The organism is Neorhizobium sp. NPDC001467 (genome assembly GCF_050275975.1).
GTDB lineage: Bacteria > Pseudomonadota > Alphaproteobacteria > Rhizobiales > Rhizobiaceae > Neorhizobium.
Window position 1 is genome coordinate 102,890 of record NZ_JBNNPS010000008.1, and the last position, 17,433, is coordinate 120,322.

General features: G+C 60.7%; 18 protein-coding genes, 1 tRNA gene and 1 pseudogene. 5 read left to right on the forward strand and 15 right to left on the reverse strand.

Going from position 1 to position 17,433, the window contains the following annotated elements; genetic code table 11:
- The first annotated feature begins 135 nt into the window (after positions 1-135).
- A complete protein-coding gene (locus ACQKKX_RS16050) occupies positions 136-447 on the forward strand; it encodes a (2Fe-2S)-binding protein (RefSeq protein WP_427572000.1) in 312 nt (103 codons plus the stop codon).
- Positions 413-898: a bacterioferritin gene (gene bfr, locus ACQKKX_RS16055; protein ID WP_427572001.1), complete on the forward strand. Its 486-nt coding sequence runs from the start codon at positions 413-415 to the stop codon at positions 896-898. The genes ACQKKX_RS16050 and bfr overlap by 35 nt, the downstream gene beginning before the upstream one ends.
- A 63-nt stretch (positions 899-961) precedes the next feature.
- Here the strand turns inward: bfr and ACQKKX_RS16060 are convergent, their stop codons facing one another.
- The 10 genes from ACQKKX_RS16060 to obgE form a co-directional block, all read right to left on the reverse strand.
- Positions 962-1,495 (reverse strand): RNA pyrophosphohydrolase, encoded by a 534-nt coding sequence (locus ACQKKX_RS16060; RefSeq protein WP_427572003.1) that lies wholly within the window; start codon positions 1,493-1,495, stop codon positions 962-964.
- Positions 1,496-1,513: 18 nt separating this feature from the next.
- Positions 1,514-2,704, reverse strand: a complete 1,191-nt coding sequence (locus tag ACQKKX_RS16065; protein ID WP_427572005.1) for a divergent polysaccharide deacetylase family protein — start codon at positions 2,702-2,704, stop codon at positions 1,514-1,516.
- A gap of 76 nt (positions 2,705-2,780) precedes the next feature.
- Positions 2,781-4,109 (reverse strand): S41 family peptidase, encoded by a 1,329-nt coding sequence (locus tag ACQKKX_RS16070; protein WP_427572006.1) that lies wholly within the window; start codon positions 4,107-4,109, stop codon positions 2,781-2,783.
- Complete coding sequence (locus ACQKKX_RS16075) at positions 4,099-5,511, reverse strand: murein hydrolase activator EnvC family protein (protein ID WP_427572008.1); 1,413 nt, start codon at positions 5,509-5,511, stop codon at positions 4,099-4,101. The genes ACQKKX_RS16070 and ACQKKX_RS16075 overlap by 11 nt, the downstream gene beginning before the upstream one ends.
- Before the next feature lie 98 nt (positions 5,512-5,609).
- Positions 5,610-6,092: a 23S rRNA (pseudouridine(1915)-N(3))-methyltransferase RlmH gene (gene rlmH, locus ACQKKX_RS16080; RefSeq protein WP_427572009.1), complete on the reverse strand. Its 483-nt coding sequence runs from the start codon at positions 6,090-6,092 to the stop codon at positions 5,610-5,612.
- A 47-nt stretch (positions 6,093-6,139) separates the two neighbouring features.
- Positions 6,140-6,586, reverse strand: a complete 447-nt coding sequence (rsfS, locus tag ACQKKX_RS16085; protein WP_427572011.1) for a ribosome silencing factor — start codon at positions 6,584-6,586, stop codon at positions 6,140-6,142.
- 105 nt (positions 6,587-6,691) lie between these two features.
- On the reverse strand, positions 6,692-7,285 hold the full coding sequence (locus tag ACQKKX_RS16090; RefSeq protein WP_427572100.1) for a nicotinate-nucleotide adenylyltransferase: 594 nt from the start codon (positions 7,283-7,285) through the stop codon (positions 6,692-6,694).
- A gap of 42 nt (positions 7,286-7,327) precedes the next feature.
- Positions 7,328-8,611 (reverse strand): glutamate-5-semialdehyde dehydrogenase, encoded by a 1,284-nt coding sequence (locus tag ACQKKX_RS16095; RefSeq protein ID WP_427572013.1) that lies wholly within the window; start codon positions 8,609-8,611, stop codon positions 7,328-7,330.
- Positions 8,601-9,776, reverse strand: a complete 1,176-nt coding sequence (proB, locus tag ACQKKX_RS16100) for a glutamate 5-kinase (protein WP_427572014.1) — start codon at positions 9,774-9,776, stop codon at positions 8,601-8,603. Before proB ends, ACQKKX_RS16095 begins: the two co-directional genes overlap by 11 nt.
- Positions 9,773-10,837: a GTPase ObgE gene (obgE, locus tag ACQKKX_RS16105; protein ID WP_427572016.1), complete on the reverse strand. Its 1,065-nt coding sequence runs from the start codon at positions 10,835-10,837 to the stop codon at positions 9,773-9,775. The genes proB and obgE overlap by 4 nt, the downstream gene beginning before the upstream one ends.
- 75 nt (positions 10,838-10,912) lie before the next feature.
- Between obgE and ACQKKX_RS16110 the strand changes: the two are divergent.
- Positions 10,913-11,772: pseudogene (locus ACQKKX_RS16110) on the forward strand (endonuclease/exonuclease/phosphatase family protein).
- A 59-nt stretch (positions 11,773-11,831) separates the two neighbouring features.
- On the opposite strand, the gene ACQKKX_RS16115 reads toward ACQKKX_RS16110, so the two are convergent.
- The 4 genes from ACQKKX_RS16115 to rplU all read right to left on the reverse strand — a co-directional run bounded on the left by ACQKKX_RS16115 (position 11,832) and on the right by rplU (position 13,784).
- On the reverse strand, positions 11,832-12,416 hold the full coding sequence (locus ACQKKX_RS16115; RefSeq protein WP_427572017.1) for a GNAT family N-acetyltransferase: 585 nt from the start codon (positions 12,414-12,416) through the stop codon (positions 11,832-11,834).
- Positions 12,413-13,045: a GNAT family N-acetyltransferase gene (locus ACQKKX_RS16120; protein WP_427572019.1), complete on the reverse strand. Its 633-nt coding sequence runs from the start codon at positions 13,043-13,045 to the stop codon at positions 12,413-12,415. The genes ACQKKX_RS16115 and ACQKKX_RS16120 overlap by 4 nt, the downstream gene beginning before the upstream one ends.
- A 126-nt stretch (positions 13,046-13,171) precedes the next feature.
- Positions 13,172-13,441 carry a 50S ribosomal protein L27 gene (gene rpmA / locus ACQKKX_RS16125; RefSeq protein ID WP_427572021.1) on the reverse strand — a complete coding sequence of 90 codons (270 nt, stop codon included), beginning with the start codon at positions 13,439-13,441 and terminating at the stop codon, positions 13,172-13,174.
- Positions 13,442-13,472: 31 nt separating this feature from the next.
- Positions 13,473-13,784 (reverse strand): 50S ribosomal protein L21, encoded by a 312-nt coding sequence (rplU, locus tag ACQKKX_RS16130; protein ID WP_427572022.1) that lies wholly within the window; start codon positions 13,782-13,784, stop codon positions 13,473-13,475.
- Positions 13,785-14,092: 308 nt separating this feature from the next.
- Between rplU and ACQKKX_RS16135 the strand changes: the two genes are divergently transcribed.
- Together ACQKKX_RS16135 and ACQKKX_RS16140 are read left to right on the forward strand one after the other, a co-directional pair.
- A tRNA-Ser gene (locus tag ACQKKX_RS16135) sits at positions 14,093-14,182 on the forward strand.
- Between the two features lie 177 nt (positions 14,183-14,359).
- Positions 14,360-16,663, forward strand: a complete 2,304-nt coding sequence (locus ACQKKX_RS16140) for a heavy metal translocating P-type ATPase (RefSeq protein ID WP_427572024.1) — start codon at positions 14,360-14,362, stop codon at positions 16,661-16,663.
- A 76-nt stretch (positions 16,664-16,739) separates the two neighbouring features.
- Here ACQKKX_RS16140 and ACQKKX_RS16145 read toward each other — a convergent pair whose 3' ends face one another.
- A complete protein-coding gene (locus tag ACQKKX_RS16145) occupies positions 16,740-17,156 on the reverse strand; it encodes a MerR family transcriptional regulator (protein ID WP_427572025.1) in 417 nt (138 codons plus the stop codon).
- Between the last annotated feature and the right edge of the window lie 277 nt (positions 17,157-17,433).

Genomic DNA, 17,433 nt, shown 5'->3' on the forward strand with positions numbered 1-17,433 from the left:
GTTGAAAAAACATCTCTACCGCCGCCCGACCTCACGACATCATGAAGCCAATCAAGGATTCATTTTCTTGACATTGCTCCACTTGTTTGGGAGAGAAGCGGATAAGCCTGCTCATGTTTCCGGATATGTCCGACAATGCTCGTCTGCAGCTGCAATTACATAACCGCCAATGAAATTCGCGACACCATCGTCGCGATGCTGGATGAAGACTGTTGGCAGCTGATCGTACCGGCCAAGGTGTATCACGCCATGGCCAAGCGCGGTCGCTGTTGCGGCTGTTTCCCGAATGTCGTCGATCTGATCATCCGCACCACCGAGGACTATCACGCCCGTCGCCACTCGACGCAGGCCGAGGTAGTTGATTATATGTCCCGCCTGAAACAACTCCACGAAGAAAACAGGAGAGCGGACATTGAAAGGCGACATAAAAGTCATCGAGCGGCTTAACGAAGCCCTTTTCCTCGAACTCGGCGCTGTGAACCAGTACTGGGTTCATTATCGGCTGCTGGAAGACTGGGGCTATACGAGGCTCGCCAAAAAGGAACGGGCCGAATCGATCGAGGAAATGAACCACGCGGACAAGCTGGTTGCCCGCATCATCTTCCTTGAAGGCCATCCCAACCTGCAGACGCTCGCGCCGCTTCGCATCGGCCAGAATGTCCGAGAAGTACTGGAAGCGGATCTTGCCGGCGAATACGATGCCCGCAAGGCCTACAAGGAATCGCGCGACATCTGTCACGCCGCAGGGGACTATGTCTCCATGAAGCTTTTCGAAGAACTGTTGATGGACGAGGAAGGCCATATCGACTTCCTCGAAACGCAGCTGGAACTCCTCGGCAAGATCGGCGAGGACAAATACGGCCAGCTCAACGCCGACCCGGCCGACACTGCCGAATAAGACCACTCGCAGACGCCGGCAGTTGATCTGCCGGCGTCATGCTCCCGAAAACGCCGGCGCCGATCAAAGGCTCCGATCGGCAAGATGAGCGAATTCTGCCACCACCTGGCGGTAGACGTCCCTCTTGAAGGGTACGATCAGGTCAGGCAGATCCGACATCGGTTTCCAGTCCCAGGCATCGAATTCCTGATGCTGGCCGGACGGCGGTTCTTCAATGTTGATCTCGCTCTCGTCGCCCTCGAAGCGGAAGGCGAACCATCTTTGGATCTGACCGCGATACTTGCCTTTCAGGCCAATGCCGATCAGGTGCGACGGCAGGTCGTAGTTGATCCAGCCTTGCGACTCCGCGAGCAGCTTAACGGACCGCATGCCGGTCTCCTCAAACAATTCGCGGCGGGCCGCAACAAGAGGATCCTCGTCCCTGTCTATGCCGCCTTGCGGCATTTGCCAAAGCTGCGGCGAGCCATCGGATTCCGAGTTGTTTTTCGAAAGACGGCGCCCCACCCAGACGAGACCGGCCGCGTTCAAAACCATGATGCCGACACAGGGGCGATAAGGCAGACTGTCTGCGGACACGACCTTCCGGTTTTTGCTCATCTTGTGACCACTGTCCTTTTACTGGCGGGAAGGATCGTCGACGAGCGCGGAAACACCGACGATCTCGATCCCGCGATTGCTGACTTCGCCCACCCATTGCTGGATGGCCTCGACACTTTCATCGAATGCCGATGCCGTTCCGATGGCGAAACCCTTGCGTTGGGCAATGCGCTCCAATTCATCGAGCTTTTTCAGGATTTCGACCTTATCCAACTGAGTGTCTAGGGTCAGATCCGCAAAAGCATGCGGGAGGCGCAACGGCTTTGCGAACTTTTGCGTCAGTGATTGTGCCGAGGAACCATCGTCCAGGAAAAGCAGTCCCCGGGAAGCGATATCTCGAAGCACGGGCTCCAGCGCGTCCGCGTCCGATAAAAAGCGACCGCCGAGATAGTTCATGACGCCCGTATAATTGGTGATCTGCCCCATGGCCTCGCGAAGGTGGGCGATGTTTTCCTTGACGGTCGCCTCGGTCAGCAAGGTTCCGGACCCGGGAGGATTGCCGGTTGGATCGAAGGATTCCATCGGTAATTGCACAAGGATTTCATGGCCGTTGCGGCGCGCCTGCTGCATCCATCGCGGCAGGCTGTTTCCCGTTGCGGCAAAGGCGAGCGTGATTTCTGCCGGCAGACGTTCAATGGCGCTTTGGGTGCCGGTCTGGCTGAGGCCAAGCCCTGCCACGACGATGGCAATCCGCGTGCCGCGCGCACCGGACCAAGGGCGGGCATATTGCTCCATCGGCCTCAACCCGTCCGGTCCGACGATCGGCAAACGTCCTTCCGGTGTCTCTTCGATCAGGTCGTCATTGGGTGTTGCGGCCATGCGTGGATCCTGGCCGACTCTTTGGGCCTCCACGATCAGGGGCCCGTTCCCGTCCCGCTGCCGCGGCGAATAGGTAGTCACGACCTGCCCGCTGTCCGTCTGAGTCTGCCGCACGTTTGCGCCGCCTTGCGGCCCTGATCGCGCCAGACCGGTCGCGTTGGATGTCGGGCCTGTCGGAACGCGATCCTCCACAGGCGCCGCCGGGGCGGGGGCAGGTGAGGCGAGATCGGCCCTCTGCAGCGCAGGATCGGATCGCATTGTGTAGAAGGAAAATCCGACAATGCCAGCGACGGCCAGCAAACCCGCGATCATGCCGATCGAGGCGCGTTTAGTCCGTTGGGCGCGGGCCTGCCGGTTCCGTCCTAGCGGTGCGTGAAGATCGGTCCCCAATGATCGGCCGCCTCGATACTCTCTGCTGATATGCAAAGCCGGCCACGCGGCCGGCTCCATGCTGTTCAGAAAGCCCTCAAGGCTTTATGGCTGCTGCCGCTTTGTCGGGATGGGGCGGGAACGACGGATCCGTCTTGTTGCCGCGCAGCAGATCAAGTGCATAGTTCAGCTGAATATCGTCCTTGGTTTCCGGCGGAACGTAGGCCGAGGAGCCGGATCCTTCTTCCGTTTCGCTTTGACCGGTAATATGGCCGCGCAGGCTCGATTCCCCTTCGGCCTTTACCCTGCCCTGCAGTTCGGGCGGCAGCGGCTGTTCCACCTTGATGTCCGGCTCGATACCCGTGCCCTGAATCGATTTGCCCGATGGGGTGTAGTAAAGCGCCGTCGTCAGGCGGAGCGCCCCGGCATCGCCAAGCGGAATGATCGTCTGCACCGAACCCTTGCCGAACGAGCGTGTGCCGACAACCGTGGCGCGCTTGAGGTCCTGCAACGCGCCGGCCACGATTTCCGATGCGGAGGCCGAACCACCGTTGACCAGAACGACAACCGGCTTACCGTCGGTCAGATCGCCGGCGCTTGCATTGAACCGGCGTGTTTCCTCGGCATTGCGGCCGCGCGTCGAAACGACCTCGCCGCGTTCCAGAAATGCGTCCGATACGTTGATCGCCTGGTCAAGCAGGCCGCCCGGATTGAGACGGAGGTCAAGGACATAGCCCTTCAGCTTGTCGGCCGGGACGTCCGCCTTGATCTTCTTGATGGCCTTTTCCAGTCCTTCATAGGTCTTCTCGGTAAAAGAGATGACACGCACGTAGCCAACATCGCCCTCGACCCGCGACTTGACGGCCTGAACGGCAATCGTATCGCGAACGACGGTGATTTCCAGCGGCTTGTCGGCGCCCTGACGGACGATCGTCAGCTTGATCGGGGTGTTGATCGGGCCGCGCATCTTTTCGACGGCATCTTCCAGCTTCAGGCCCCGTACCGGCGTACCATCGATCTCGGAGATAAAGTCACCGGCCAGAACGCCGGCCTTGGCTGCCGGCGTATCGTCGATCGGGGTGATGACCTTGACGAGTTCGTTTTCCATCGTGACTTCGATGCCGAGACCGCCGAATTCGCCCCGTGTCTGGGTACGCATGTCGTCGGCATCCTTGGCATTCATGAAGCTCGAATGCGGATCGAGCGATGTCAGCATGCCGTTGATGGCGTTTTCGACAAGCTTCTCTTCGTCCGGCGGCGTCACATATTGGGCACGAACGCGTTCGAATACGTCACCGAAGACCGACAATTCGCGGTAGGTCGAAGACCCGGCAGCCTGAGCCGGAACGCCGGCCGAATAGATCACGCTCATCGCGGTTGCACCCATGAGTGCGCCGACGATGACAAGAGAAGCCCTACGAATCATTGCGTGCCCTTCCAGTGTCCCTTTTTCTGACCCACCACGGTGCCGAATCGACCGGGCTGCCATCTTTCCTGAATTCAATGTAAAGCGTCGGCCGGTCTGTTTCCAGCGCCAACGCGGTTGCGCTTGCCACTCTTTTTTCGCCCATGACGGCGATCGGCTCGCCTGCGAACACGAACCTGCCTTGTCGCACATTTACGGCGCTCATGCCGGTCATAACCACGTGATAACCGTCGCCGACATTGAGGATGACCATCTGGCCGTAACTTCTGAAGGCACCAGCAAAAACGACGGAACCGTCGGCCGGTGCCGTCACCACCGCATTGGTTCCGGTCGCAAGCGTCACGCCGCGGGCCTGGTGCCCGGTTCCGTCCGGATCATCCCATGACCTCAGAATTTCGCCAGCAACGGGCAGTTCCAGCTTCTGTTTCAGGCTCGAAAACGGATATGCCGGCGCAATGCGGTTTTTGTCAGGCACGCCGCTTTCGGCAAGCTGGCGCGCCTTGTCCCGTTCCTGCGCGCTCAACTGTCTTTGACGTTCCTCCTCGAGACGCGCTCTTTCAGCTGCGGCACGGATGGAGGTGATGTCGTTCTCAAGCTCTTCGATCAGGCCGCTCAGGCTTTGCGCGCGCGCAGCCAGTTCCTCGGTCCGCTGCTGTTCGGCTGCCAGATCCTCCGAGCTCGTGCGGCTCTGCTTGTCGTTTTCCGCCATCAGCAGCTGCATGCGCTTGTCTTCTTCGAGGCTCTCGGCAATCGTCCCTGATACCCGCGCCTTTTCGGCATTGGCATCGCGTTGAAGCGAGGCAAGCGCCTCCAGATCCCGGACGAGCGTTGCCGCCTCCTTGCGCATGCCGGGAACCACAGCACCGAGAAGAACAGCGCTTCGCACGGATCCCAGCGCATCCTCGGGAGTGACGAGGAGGGCGGGCGGCGGGCTGCGCCCCATCCGTTGGAGCGCCGCCAGAACTTCCGCCAGGACGGCCCGGCGGTCATGCAGCGATGTCTTGATCGCATCCTGGCGAACACCGAGCTGGGCGATCTTTTCCTCGCTTGCGAGAATCTGCGCTTCCAGCTCCTTGCGCCGCGCAGCCGAATCGATCAGCGCCTGCCGCAGGCTGGCCGAGCTTTTTTCGAGCGCCGCGATGTTCTCCTCGATCACACGGGCCTTTTCCGAGGAGATATCGATGGAACGTGTCAGCTCCTCAAGTTCCTTGCGGGTCTCGTCGCGTTTGCGCTGAAGCTCGTCGGATGGCGCTTCTGCCGCTGCCGTTGCGTTCTGCATTCCCGCTGCCGGCTCCTGCGCCAGGGCAGAAACGGAGGACACAAGCATCAAAACCGAAAACGCAAAAACCGCCGCCGTTGCCGGCAGCGCTGCAGTTCGCCCGATCCATGTTGATCTCTTCATTCCGTCCCGCGAATCTCTGCCGGATCAGGTCATACTAAGCGGAATATGCGTTGCGTGCCACTACGAACATCGTTCGTGCCAATCGGGTCGCAAGGCCGTCAGACACGGTGATAGGGGTGGCCGGACAAAATGGTGACAGCGCGATAAAGCTGTTCGGCCAGCAGAATGCGCACCAATTGATGCGGCCAGGTCATTGCGCCGAAATTCACCACGGCGTCGGCGCGCTCGCGCGAGGATGCGTCGTGACCATCGGCACCACCGATCGCCAGCATCAGGTCTCGCTTACCCTGATCGCGAAAACGACCGATCATGGCGGCGAAAGCTTCGCTATCCATGGATTTGCCGCGTTCGTCGAGGATGATCAGGACGCCGCCCTCCGGCATTGCCCTGTCCAGCAGGCCGGCCTCCTCACGCTTGCGTGTGTCCGCATTGGAGGCCCGGCTTTCCGCCACTTCAACGACGCGAGCAAATTCCAGCCCCACGGCCGGGCCGGCTTTCGCCATTCTGTCCACGTAACGCGAGGCAAGTTCCTTTTCAGGGCCGGCTTTCAACCGTCCCACGGCAAAAAGGCTGATGCGCATCGTCTCATTCCGCCATGTCTTGCCGATCCGGACGAGCGGCGCGACCGTCAGTGCAAGGTGTTTTCCTCGAAATCCGGTGCGGCCCACATCTTTTCGATATTGTAGAACTCGCGGATTTCAGGGCGGAACACGTGGATGATGATATCGCCGGTGTCAATCAACACCCAATCGCCGGCCTCCTGGCCTTCAACACGGGCACCACCGAAACCTTCATCCTTGAGATCGGAAACGAGATGGTCGGTGATGGCCGAAACATGGCGGCTCGATCGCCCGGAGACAATGACCATATGGTCTCCCAGCGCCGACTTTCCGGCAATGTCGATTGTGACGATATCTTCGGCTTTGGAGTCCTCCAGGCTGGCAAGGACGAGTTCAAGAGCACGATCCGCGGCTTGCGCGCCACGGTCTGGGCTCGTCGGGAGCAGACGATGCGTCTTTCCCTTGGCGTGTACTGTTGTCAGGGTTTTTCCTTTCGTCCAAGACAGAACAGGCACTTGCGAATCCCGTTATCCGGGACCCGCAGTCATAAAGGTGGCATCGAACCACTCATCTTTCAAGAGCGATGGTCTCGCGATCACGATCTCGACGCGCCCGGTCGATCACGTCTTGTCCCGCGCCCTGGCACGCAACTGGGTGGAACTGATCGCCGAGCGTCGGTCGTGCAGGAAGGTCCAGGCAGGGGCAGGTCGCATCGCCAGATGGGCGGCATCCTCCTCGTCGATCCGGGCACGGTCATAGGCTCGTGCCATGGTCGACGAAAGGAGCGAAAGGGTTGCACCAGGCCGGTCGATAATGGCGATCGGAAAGGTGGCGACGATCTGGCGCCAGTTCTGCCAAAGATGAAAGTTTTTCAGGCTGTCGGCGCCCATGATCCAGACAAACCGGATGCCGGGATTGCGTGTTGCAACATGGGCCACGGTGTCGGCCGTAAACCGGGTTTCCAGGACCTGCTCGAATGCCGTTACCTTGATGCGCGGATCGTCGATCATGTTTTCGCTGGCGGCGATGCGGTCCGCCAGTGACGCAAGTTCCGATCGACTCTTGAGCGGATTGCCGGGCGTTACCATCCACCACAAATTGTCGAGCGCGAGCCGGCGCATGGCGATTTCCGCCACCAGCAGGTGCCCTTCATGCGGCGGATTGAACGACCCCCCGAACAGGCCAATGGCCATGCCGCGTTCCGCATGCGGCATGCGCAGATAATGGCGATCGACGGCTTGCTCCTCCACCGGCGGTCAGGGCCGTATCTGGCCGGTGCCATGCACTCGGTATTTGAAAGAGGTTAGCTGCTCCACGCCCACCGGCCCACGGGCATGCATCTTTCCGGTCGAAATGCCGATTTCGCCGCCCATCCCGAACTCGCCACCATCGGCAAACTGGGTGGAGGCATTGTGCACGAGGATGGCCGAATCGATCTCGTTGAAGAAACGTGCGACGACCGCCGGATCCTCGGCAATCACAGCCTCGGTGTGATGGGAGGAATAGGTGCCGATATGGTCGATCGCGCCGGATATGCCGCCAACTTTTTTCACGGAGATGACGGCGTCGAGATATTCGGTGCGCCAGTCGTCTTCCTTCGCCGTAACGAGATCGGGAATGACTGCCATCAGGTCGGCGTCGACACGCACTTCGCAGCCGGCATTCTGCAAGCCGACCAGAAGCGACTTCACCAGCGCATCGCTGGCAGCGCTATCGATCAGCAGCGTTTCGGCTGCGCCGCATATGCCTGTCCGGCGCATCTTGGCGTTGACGACGATCCTTTCCGCCATGGCGGGATCGGCCGACGCATCGACATAGATATGGCAAAGCCCTTCGAGATGGGCAAAGACGGGGACGCGGGCCTCATTCTGCACACGCGCCACCAGGCTTTTGCCGCCGCGCGGAACGATCACGTCGATTGCACCCTCCAGTCCCGACAACATGGCGCCGACCGCAGCGCGATCCGTGGTCGGCACGAGCTGGATTGCGTGCTTGTCGAGCCCCGACGCTGTCAGCCCCTCCACGAGGCAGGCATGGATCGCCTGCGACGACAGCACGGAATCCGATCCGCCGCGCAGGATCACCGCATTCCCGGCTTTCAAACACAGGGCGCCGGCATCGGCCGTGACGTTCGGGCGGCTTTCATAGATGACGCCGACGACGCCGAGCGGCGTACGCACGCGCTCGATGCGAAGGCCGTTAGGCCGGTCCCATGTGGCAATCACCTCGCCGACCGGGTCCCGGAGCCCGGCAATCGCGCGCAGGCCCTGCGCCATCTCAGACAGGGTGTTTTCAGTCAGCGTCAAGCGATCAATGAAAGAGGGTAGCAGGCCCTTGCCCTGGATGTTTTCGAGATCGGCGGCGTTGGCGGCCAGCAGTTTGTCCTGGGCGGCCAGAATGGCATCGGCCATGGCATGCAGCGCGGCATTTTTCGCTTCGGTCGATGCGGTTGCAAGGCTGCGCGCCGCGCTTCTCGCATTCTTACCGATCGCCGCCATTACGGATGCAACATCCGTTGCTTGGGAAACCTTATCCAGCACGCATATCCTCCCCGACCGTCAGATCCTGCGGGACCTGGAACTGGCCCGTGACCACCAGGTCGTCACGATGCACCATGGCAGCGCGCCCAGCATAGCCGAGAATGCCTTCGATCGCGCCAGATTTGCGACCGGCGATCTGGCGCGCCTCGTCGGCGTCGTAGCTTGCCAATCCGCGGGCGATCTCGCGACCGTCGGCGCCGATAATGGCCACCGTATCGCCGCGGCTGAACTGGCCACCTACCTTTGTGACACCCGCCGGCAACAGGCTTTTGCCGCTGTGGAGCGCCTGTTCGGCGCCGGCATCGACCTGCAATTCGCCGCTGGCCTGCAAATGCCCAGCAATCCATGTCTTGCGCGCGTTGACCGGTGTCGTCGCCGGCGCAAACCACGAGCAGCGTGCGCCGTCATCGATCGCCCGCAGCGGATGGTCGGTTTTGCCAGAGGCGATGATCATCGCGCAGCCGGCGGTGGTTGCGATCTTGCCCGCGTCTATCTTGGTGCGCATGCCGCCACGCGAAAACTCCGAGGCCGCGCCGCCAGCCATGGCTTCGATCTCCGGCGTGATTTCGGCAATTTCGTCGAGGAATTGTGCTCGTGGGTCGATATGCGGCGGCGCCGTGTAGAGCCCGTCTATATCTGACAGAAGGACGAGGAGGTCCGCGCCGGCCATCGTGGCCACGCGGGCAGCCAGCCGGTCGTTGTCCCCATAGCGGATTTCCGACGTGGCAACCGTGTCGTTTTCGTTGATGATCGGCACGGCGCCCATGGTCATCAATTGCTTCAGCGTCGCGCGGGCATTGAGGTAGCGGCGGCGCTCTTCGGTGTCGCCCAGCGTCAGCAGGATTTGTCCGGCAACGATGCCGTCGCGCGACAGACTTTGCGACCATGCCCGCGCCAGGGCAATCTGGCCGACGGCCGCAGCCGCCTGGCTTTCTTCCAGTCTCAAAGCTCCCGGCGGCAACCCAAGTACGGTGCGGCCCAGCGCAATGGCGCCGGAGGAAACCACGAGCACATCCGTGCCGTTCGCTTTAAGTGCGGCAATGTCGGCACAAACCGCATCGAGCCAGCCCGATTTCAGTCCGGTGCCGCGGTCGACGAGAAGGGCGGAACCGATCTTGATGACAACGCGGCGATAGCTGGTCAGCGATTTGCGCCGCTCACTCATTCGTCGTCATCCTCACCGAGGTCGTCCTTCAGCGGAATGGAGCGATCAGGAAGCGCCGTTTCGCCGGTGCCGCTGGCCTCGACGATCACGTCGCGCAGGGCGCGCAAGACTTCCGTCATGCCCTTGCCGGTAATGGCGGAAATCAGGAAGGGTTTTTGGCCGGATGCCTTTTCGAGCTCCTTCGCCTTTGCTTTCAGTTCCGTTTCATCAAGGATGTCGATCTGCGACAGAGCGACGATGACGGGCTTGTCGATCAGACCTCCGCCATAGGCTTCCAGTTCGGTCTTCACGGTCTTGTAGGATTTGCCGACATTTTCCTCCATCGAGGACACGAGGTGCAGCAGGACACGTGTGCGCTCCACGTGACCGAGGAACCGGTCGCCGATGCCCACACCTTCATGCGCGCCTTCGATCAGCCCGGGAATGTCAGCAAGAACGAATTCCCGGCCGTCGATGGTGGCGACACCGAGATTGGGGTGCAGCGTCGTAAATGGATAGTTGGCGATCTTCGGCCGCGCCCGGGTCACGGAGGCCAGGAATGTCGACTTGCCGGCATTGGGCAGGCCGACGAGACCGGCATCGGCAATCAGCTTCAGGCGCAGCCAGATGGTTTTCTCGTCACCTTCGAGGCCGGGATTTGCCCAGTTGGGCGCCTGATTGGTGGCGCTCTTGAAATGGGCGTTGCCGAAGCCGCCATTGCCGCCCTTGGCCAGACGGAAGCGCTGGCCTTCGCGGGTCAGGTCGGTGATCAGGGTTTCGTTGTCTTCCTCGAAGATCTGCGTGCCGACCGGCACTTTCAGCGTTACATCGGCGCCGTTGGCGCCGGTACGGTTGCGCCCCATGCCGTGAATGCCGGTCTGTGCCTTGAAGTGCTGCTGAAAGCGAAAATCGATCAGCGTGTTGAGACCGTTGACGGCCTCCACCCAAACATCGCCGCCACGACCGCCATCGCCGCCATCCGGTCCCCCGAATTCGACGAATTTTTCCCGTCGGAACGAGACAGCTCCGGCGCCGCCGTCGCCCGAGCGAATGTATACTTTTGTCTCGTCAAGGAATTTCATCTTTTTGCCGTCACTTGTCTGATAGTCGGTTTGCGGTTTGGATATCGCCCATGGGGGCCAAGGTCAAAGATTATCATGAAGTTCGTCAGCTATAACATCCAGTATGGTATCGGCCTCGACGGCCGTTTCGATCTGAACCGCATTGCCGAAAGTCTGGCCGGGGCCGATGTTGTTGCGCTCCAGGAGGTGACCCGCAACTCTCCCGAAAACGGCTATGTCGACATGGTCGACGCTTTGCAGGCCGTGTTTCCGGAATTCTTTCTGGCCTATGGCGCCGGTTGCGATGTTCTTCTCGAGGCACGGGTCGAAAACGGCCGTCAGCAGGAGCGCCGCTTCCAGTTCGGCAACATGATCCTGTCGCGCTGGCCGATCCTTGCATCCGCAACCTGCTTTTGCCGCGGACCCACAGTGTCGAACACATCAATCTGCAACGCAGCGCGCTCGAGACGGTGATCGATACGCCGGCCGGCGCGATGCGCGTCTATTCCGTTCACCTCGATCATGTTTCCCCCGACGAGCGTCTGGCGCAGATCGCCTTCCTGAAGGCCCGCGTCCTCAGTTTCGCTGACGAGGGTGGCGCATTGACAGGCGCGTCGGCCCGTGGCTTTCCGGATCTGCCGCAGCCGACGGATTTCATCGTCATGGGTGATTTCAACATGGAGCCCGAAACGCCGGAATATATCGCGATGCTCGGCCTTGATGACCGCTTTTACGGGCGCGCACTCAGGGCCAATCAGCCTGTCGACGTGCTGGCGCGTTTGGGACGCCTGATGCCCGGCTGCTACAGCTGGATCCAACCAGCACAGGGGCCGCAGAAAGCGCATCTCGATTACTGCTTCGTCAATCATCAGCTTTTTCTCCGGGTGCGGGACGCGTTTGTCGACGCGACGGCCACCGGGTCGGATCACTTTCCCGTCTGGCTCGAGATCGACTGATCACCCCGACCCTGATATGGCATCGGGGCGGCAGCCAGCCTGTCTTGCGCGCCGATGGTTTAGCGTCCGGTCGTCCCGGCGAGATCCCGTGCGTCGATGACCGTATCGATATGCGTGACCATGTGACCGCGGGCGACCGAAAATACGTCCCGGCAGCCGGTAATCGCGAAGCCCAGTTTCTGCTGCACACGCAATGAACCGGCATTGTCGCAGAACATGCCGGAATGGACCGGTGTTTCGGGCATGCGCTCAAAAAAAGCCCTGAGCGCAGCACCGGCCGCTTCCGTCATCAGTCCGCGGTTCCACCGGCTTCGGTTCAACCAATAGCCCAGATGCCACCGACCATGGCGAAGATCGATGCCGACTGCCCCGATATGACTGGCGTCGGTATCGCAGACCGCGAAACTCCAGCCGTTTCTCGCATCGGCGGCCTGGCTGCCCAGCCAATCGACGGCATCCTGGCGATGATAGGGTACAGGCACCCGTGCCAACATGCGTGACACCGAAAAATCGCAAAGCGATACGGCGATCGCATCGGCGTCCTGCGCTCGGTGAGGCCGCAGCAACAGGCGCGACGTGCGAATGACAGGACAGGGTCCGATCCCTTCGGCGACGATCCGCCTTTCCATCTGAACAGCGGTCATCGCATTTCCCCCCAGCTGCGCAGCGACATCCAGGTCTTGCGGTCGAGCCGGAACCATTCGACCGCTACCATGCCTCCCAGTGCCAGCGAACCGATCATGCCGGATCCCTGGAACTGAAAACCGCATTTGTGGATCACACGCCGCGACGCGATATTGGTGACACGGCATCGTGCATCGATCTGGTCTATGTCCCGCGTGCGGAACGCCATGTCGATCAGCGCATGCGCCGCCTCTGTAGCAAAGCCCTGATTCCAATAGGGTTCGCCCAGCCAGTAGCCGATCTCAAGCGTTGCAGGGTCTTCCTGCGGTTCCAGCGCACAGCATCCCAGAAACCTGCCGTTGTCCGCATTGGTCACGGCATAGACGCACTTGCCAATCACGCCGTCTTTCGAACGTCGCACGAAATCGGCGGCGTCTTTGACCGTATAGGGAAACGGCATGCGCGCGACCATGGTCGCGATATTCGCATTGTTGGCGAGATGGGCAAGGGCGTCGATGTCTTCTTCGTGGGGTGCGCGCAGAACCAGTCTTTGCGACAACAACACCGGGCAACTGCTCCTTGGCCGGTCGGGCCGTGGCCGCTCTTCGGGCGACCGTGACTGGTCGCTCCTCAACAATTCGCCTTGCATGTTCAGTCTCCTTCGTAAGGACAAGAAAAAGGGGAGGTGGGTGGCGCCCCATCTCCCCTTTTCTTTGACTGAACCTTTGACGTTCAACCGGGTCGATGAGACGCCGGTTGCATAACGCTTGCCGGCTTATTCTGCGGCTTCGGCTTTCGGCGCAACGGACACGTATACGCGGCCGTTGGCCTTCGTACGGTAATTCACGTTGCCGGCCGTCAGTGCGAAAATCGTGTGGTCCTTGCCGAGGCCGACATTGGCGCCCGGATGCCACTGCGTACCGCGCTGACGCACGATAATGTTGCCTGCGATGACGGTTTCGCCACCGAACTTCTTCACGCCGAGGCGCTTGGAATTGGAATCGCGACCGTTGCGCGACGAACCGCCAGCTTTTTTATGTGCCATGGGAGTTCTCCTTTAAACCTACGAAACCCGATTAAGCGACGATGTCGGTGATACGAACGACCGTGTGATGCTGGCGATGACCGCGAATCCGCTTGGAATTCTGGCGGCGACGCTTCTTGAAGGAAAGAACCTTCTTGCCACGGTTATGCTCAACGACTTCGGCCTTGACGAGGGCGCCGGCGACGAATGGTGCGCCGAACTTGGCATCGGCGCCAACGCCGATGACGAGGACTTCGTTGAATTCTACGGTTGCGCCAGCGTCTGCTTCCAGCTTTTCGATGGTGAGCACGTCGTTGGCGGCCACGCGGTACTGCTTACCGCCGGTCTTGATGACTGCGAACATTCTTTATCCTTTCATGTTCGTTCCGGCTCTCTTCTGAGGAAGGACCGTCTTTTTGTCAGTCGGGAAGGCAGGTTTCGAAGGTTTCCCCAACAGCCTGCCGGTGAAAGTCCGTGGGGAAAGTTTAAGGCTCAACCGCACAAACAAAGAGGCGAGGGAAGCGTTCCACGCCTGATTGCGTGCGGGGATACGCGAGAGTCAAATAACTGTCAAGGTAACCGTCTACAAAGAGTTTCCTCTGGCCTCTTGCCAGCCCCGTTTTTCGTCGCTATGAGACAGCCGCGCTGACCAACGCGTCATCATGCTCAAGCGGAGAGGTGGCTGAGTGGTCGAAAGCACCGCACTCGAAATGCGGCATACGGGCAACCGTATCGTGGGTTCGAATCCCACCCTCTCCGCCATTGCAGCAACCACTCCAAATCTTATAGTTCTTAAAGCCTGATGGAAGTCCGCTAAGGGACGTTCCCTAATTTCGCATTCCTCCTGCGCCCTCATAAGTAAATTGCCAAATCATATTTCTCTTGTCCCTCTAGTTGCTAGAGGTCGTAAGAGTGGTCCGAACATCAAAAGGACCCGCCATGACCACGACGTTTCACACCCGCTTTCGCATCGATGGAATGGATTGTGCGTCCTGCGCCTCTAAAATCGATAGCGCTGTCCGACGCATGCCCGGCGTCACCGACGTTTCCGTATCGGTCATGAAAGGGACGATGACGGTAGCGCATGATGGGCGTGATGGGCTGGCGATTGGGCAAAAGCTGGTTGGTCTTGGCTATGGCGCGGTTGAGATATCAGAAGACGCCAAACAGGCTGCGAACAAAGCTGCTTTGGAGAAGCAACCGCAGGTTACAGGCTCCGCATGCGTATCGGATGAAAGCCCCCTGCGAGACCCATCGCCGGGCGGTTGCCATGGAGAAAGTGGCCATCACCATCATGGCCATCGGCATGGCGACAGCCACGATCATCCTGTCGGAGGCGTATCGGGCGAGCGCCACCATGGTCATGACCATGCTTTCCTTGCAGGTCCGTGGTGGCGCGGTCGAAAGGGCCGGTTGACGCTGATTGCGGGGCTTGCACTCGTGCTGGCGTATGCCAGCGGGCAGTTCTTCCCTGCCATCTCCCCCTATGCCTTCATGCTGGCGATGGCCGTCGGGCTGGTGCCGATCGCGCGCAAGGCCATTGCGGCGGCGGGGTCGGGCGCGCCGTTTTCAATCGAAATGCTGATGACAATCGCGGCCGTTGGCGCCCTTTTACTGAATGCCGCAGAGGAAGCCGCCACCGTCGTCTTTCTCTTTCTCGTCGGCGAAATGCTGGAAAGCGTTGCCGGCCGTCGTGCACGCGACAGTATCCACTCCCTGGCCGCGCTCGTGCCGGCGACCGCCCTTATCCAGGATGCGAATGGCGTTCGGGTGGTCGCGGCTGAGACCGTCAGCGTTGGAGCCGTTATTCTTGTCAGGCCGGGCGATCGGATTTCGGCCGATGGCGTCATCGTGGCGGGCGAAAGCGCCGTTGACGAGGCGCCTGTCACGGGGGAGAGCGTGCCGGTCGCAAAGGCAGTCGGCGGCTCCGTCTTTGCCGGCACGGTCAATGGCGATGGCAATCTCCGCGTTCGGGTAACCGCTGCCGCCGCGGACAATACGATCGCCCGTGTCGTAAGGCTTGTCGAAGAGGCGCAGGAATCCAAGGCGCCCACCGAACGGTTCATCGACCGGTTCTCCCACTATTATACGCCATCTGTCGTGATCGTTGCAGCGCTGGTCGCAGTCCTTCCGCCGCTGTTTGCTGGCGGGGACTGGCAGATTTGGATATACAAGGCGCTTGCTGTCCTGTTGATCGGCTGCCCCTGCGCGCTGGTGATCTCGACGCCAGCCGCCATTGCCGCCGCCCTCTCGGCCGGTGCCCGCCGTGGCCTTTTGATGAAAGGCGGCGCCGTGCTCGAAAGGCTGGGCAAGCTCACCGCCGTGGCATTCGACAAGACCGGCACGCTGACGGTCGGCAGACCAATCGTGACGGATATCCTGCCTTGCGACCGGGGTGCGTACGATGTCCTGCTTTATGCAGCCTCGCTAGAGGCCGGTTCGAGCCACCCGCTTGCCCTTGCCATTCTTGCAAGAGCACAGGCCGAGGGGATCGAATTGTTGGCGACAAGGGGTGCGAAGGCCTTGGGCGGCCAAGGTGTGAGCGCCTTCGTCGACAGCTCGGAAGTCTTCCTTGGGTCGCCGAAGGCGGCGGCCGAACGCGCCGCTTTGCCGGCAGCGCTCAGCCAGGCGATTGCGGCTTTGAACGAGGAGGGCAAGATGGTCTCTGTTCTTGTCATCGGCGGCGCGATGGCAGGCGCGATTGCCATGCGCGACGAACCGCGCCCGGATGCCGGAGCGGGTCTGAAGGCCCTGCGCGATGCCGGCATCCGGACGATGATGTTGACCGGTGACAATGCACGCACGGCAGCGGCTGTCGGCACGCAGCTCGGCATCGCGGTTCGTGCCGAGCTGATGCCGCAGGACAAGCTGCGCATCGTCGAGACATTGAAAAAGCAGGGCTATGTTGTCGGAAAGGTCGGCGACGGCATTAATGATGCTCCCGCCCTTGGCGCCGCCGATATCGGCATTGCCATCGGTGGTGGCACCGATATTGCCCTCGAAACAGCCGATGCCGCCGTATTGCATGGCCGCATCGGAGACGTCGCTCTGATGATGGATCTGTCGAACCGCACGATGCGCAATATCTTTCAAAACCTCACGATCGCGCTTGGATTGAAGCTGACCTTTCTCGCCACCACCGTTCTGGGGGTAACCGGGTTGTGGCCAGCCATTCTGGCGGATACCGGCGCGACGGTGCTGGTCACGCTCAATGCCTTGCGTCTGCTGCGGCCGATCCGTTGAACGGGGACCTGCATCCCCGTTAGACGTGAGTTGCAGCGGCGGCTGCGTTCGGCTCGCAGATCGTCCGGGTGCCGGGCTAGTTGTGGTCTGTGGTGCACAGGTCATGGTTTGCGAGAGCCCGGATCACGTAGCAATCACCGACATGGTTGACGTGGCAATGCGTCGTGATCCGCTCGAGTTCCGCCTCCAGTTTCTTCAAACGAGCAATCTTTTCACGTACCTCGCTCAGCTGCTCGGCAGCGATGCGGTCGGCTTGGGCACATGGTTTTTCGGGATGCTGGCTGAGCTCGATGAGTTCCCGGATCGACTCGATCTTCAGGCCCAGATCGCGCGCATGCCGGATGAACGAAAGACGCTCGCGCTCCGCTCTCGAATAGCGCCGCTGGTTGCCCTCCGACCGCTCGCTATGAGATAGCAGACCCATTTGCTCGTAATAGCGAATGGTCGGGACCTTGACGCCCGTCGCTCTCGATAAATCGCCAATCGTCAACATCTGCAATCGTCCTTTCGGCAACTGGGCCCACATGGCGGCGGGCCAGATCCTTCGCCCGGATCAGGAGCTAATCGCCTGTACTGAAATATAGGTGCGTCGGCGCTGGTGAAACACTGTCAGACGTTCATTCCCTGTAAAAAATGCGCAAGCGTCACTGTTGTCCGCCTGCCCGGTCAAACGCTTCAGATACGTACTGCCGATCTCACTCCCGAGGATCGTGAAATCGCCACCAGCCAACGCTCATGCGCGCAGCGCTGCCATGCCCGTCGCTGCCGCT

Bases quoted from the DNA above. Each gene is read 5' to 3' on its own strand.
- ACQKKX_RS16050 (WP_427572000.1), top strand. From the start codon at position 136: ATGCTCGTCTGCAGCTGCAATTACATAACCGCCAATGAAATTCGCGAC.
- ACQKKX_RS16060 (WP_427572003.1), bottom strand. From the start codon at position 1,495: ATGAGCAAAAACCGGAAGGTCGTGTCCGCAGACAGTCTGCCTTATCGC.
- ACQKKX_RS16070 (WP_427572006.1), bottom strand. From the start codon at position 4,109: ATGATTCGTAGGGCTTCTCTTGTCATCGTCGGCGCACTCATGGGTGCA.
- ACQKKX_RS16075 (WP_427572008.1), bottom strand. From the start codon at position 5,511: ATGAAGAGATCAACATGGATCGGGCGAACTGCAGCGCTGCCGGCAACG.
- rlmH (WP_427572009.1), bottom strand. From the start codon at position 6,092: ATGCGCATCAGCCTTTTTGCCGTGGGACGGTTGAAAGCCGGCCCTGAA.
- ACQKKX_RS16090 (WP_427572100.1), bottom strand. From the start codon at position 7,285: ATGCCGCATGCGGAACGCGGCATGGCCATTGGCCTGTTCGGGGGGTCG.
- proB (WP_427572014.1), bottom strand. From the start codon at position 9,776: ATGAGTGAGCGGCGCAAATCGCTGACCAGCTATCGCCGCGTTGTCATC.
- obgE (WP_427572016.1), bottom strand. From the start codon at position 10,837: ATGAAATTCCTTGACGAGACAAAAGTATACATTCGCTCGGGCGACGGC.
- ACQKKX_RS16115 (WP_427572017.1), bottom strand. From the start codon at position 12,416: ATGACCGCTGTTCAGATGGAAAGGCGGATCGTCGCCGAAGGGATCGGA.
- ACQKKX_RS16120 (WP_427572019.1), bottom strand. From the start codon at position 13,045: ATGCAAGGCGAATTGTTGAGGAGCGACCAGTCACGGTCGCCCGAAGAG.
- rpmA (WP_427572021.1), bottom strand. From the start codon at position 13,441: ATGGCACATAAAAAAGCTGGCGGTTCGTCGCGCAACGGTCGCGATTCC.
- rplU (WP_427572022.1), bottom strand. From the start codon at position 13,784: ATGTTCGCAGTCATCAAGACCGGCGGTAAGCAGTACCGCGTGGCCGCC.
- ACQKKX_RS16140 (WP_427572024.1), top strand. From the start codon at position 14,360: ATGACCACGACGTTTCACACCCGCTTTCGCATCGATGGAATGGATTGT.
- ACQKKX_RS16145 (WP_427572025.1), bottom strand. From the start codon at position 17,156: ATGTTGACGATTGGCGATTTATCGAGAGCGACGGGCGTCAAGGTCCCG.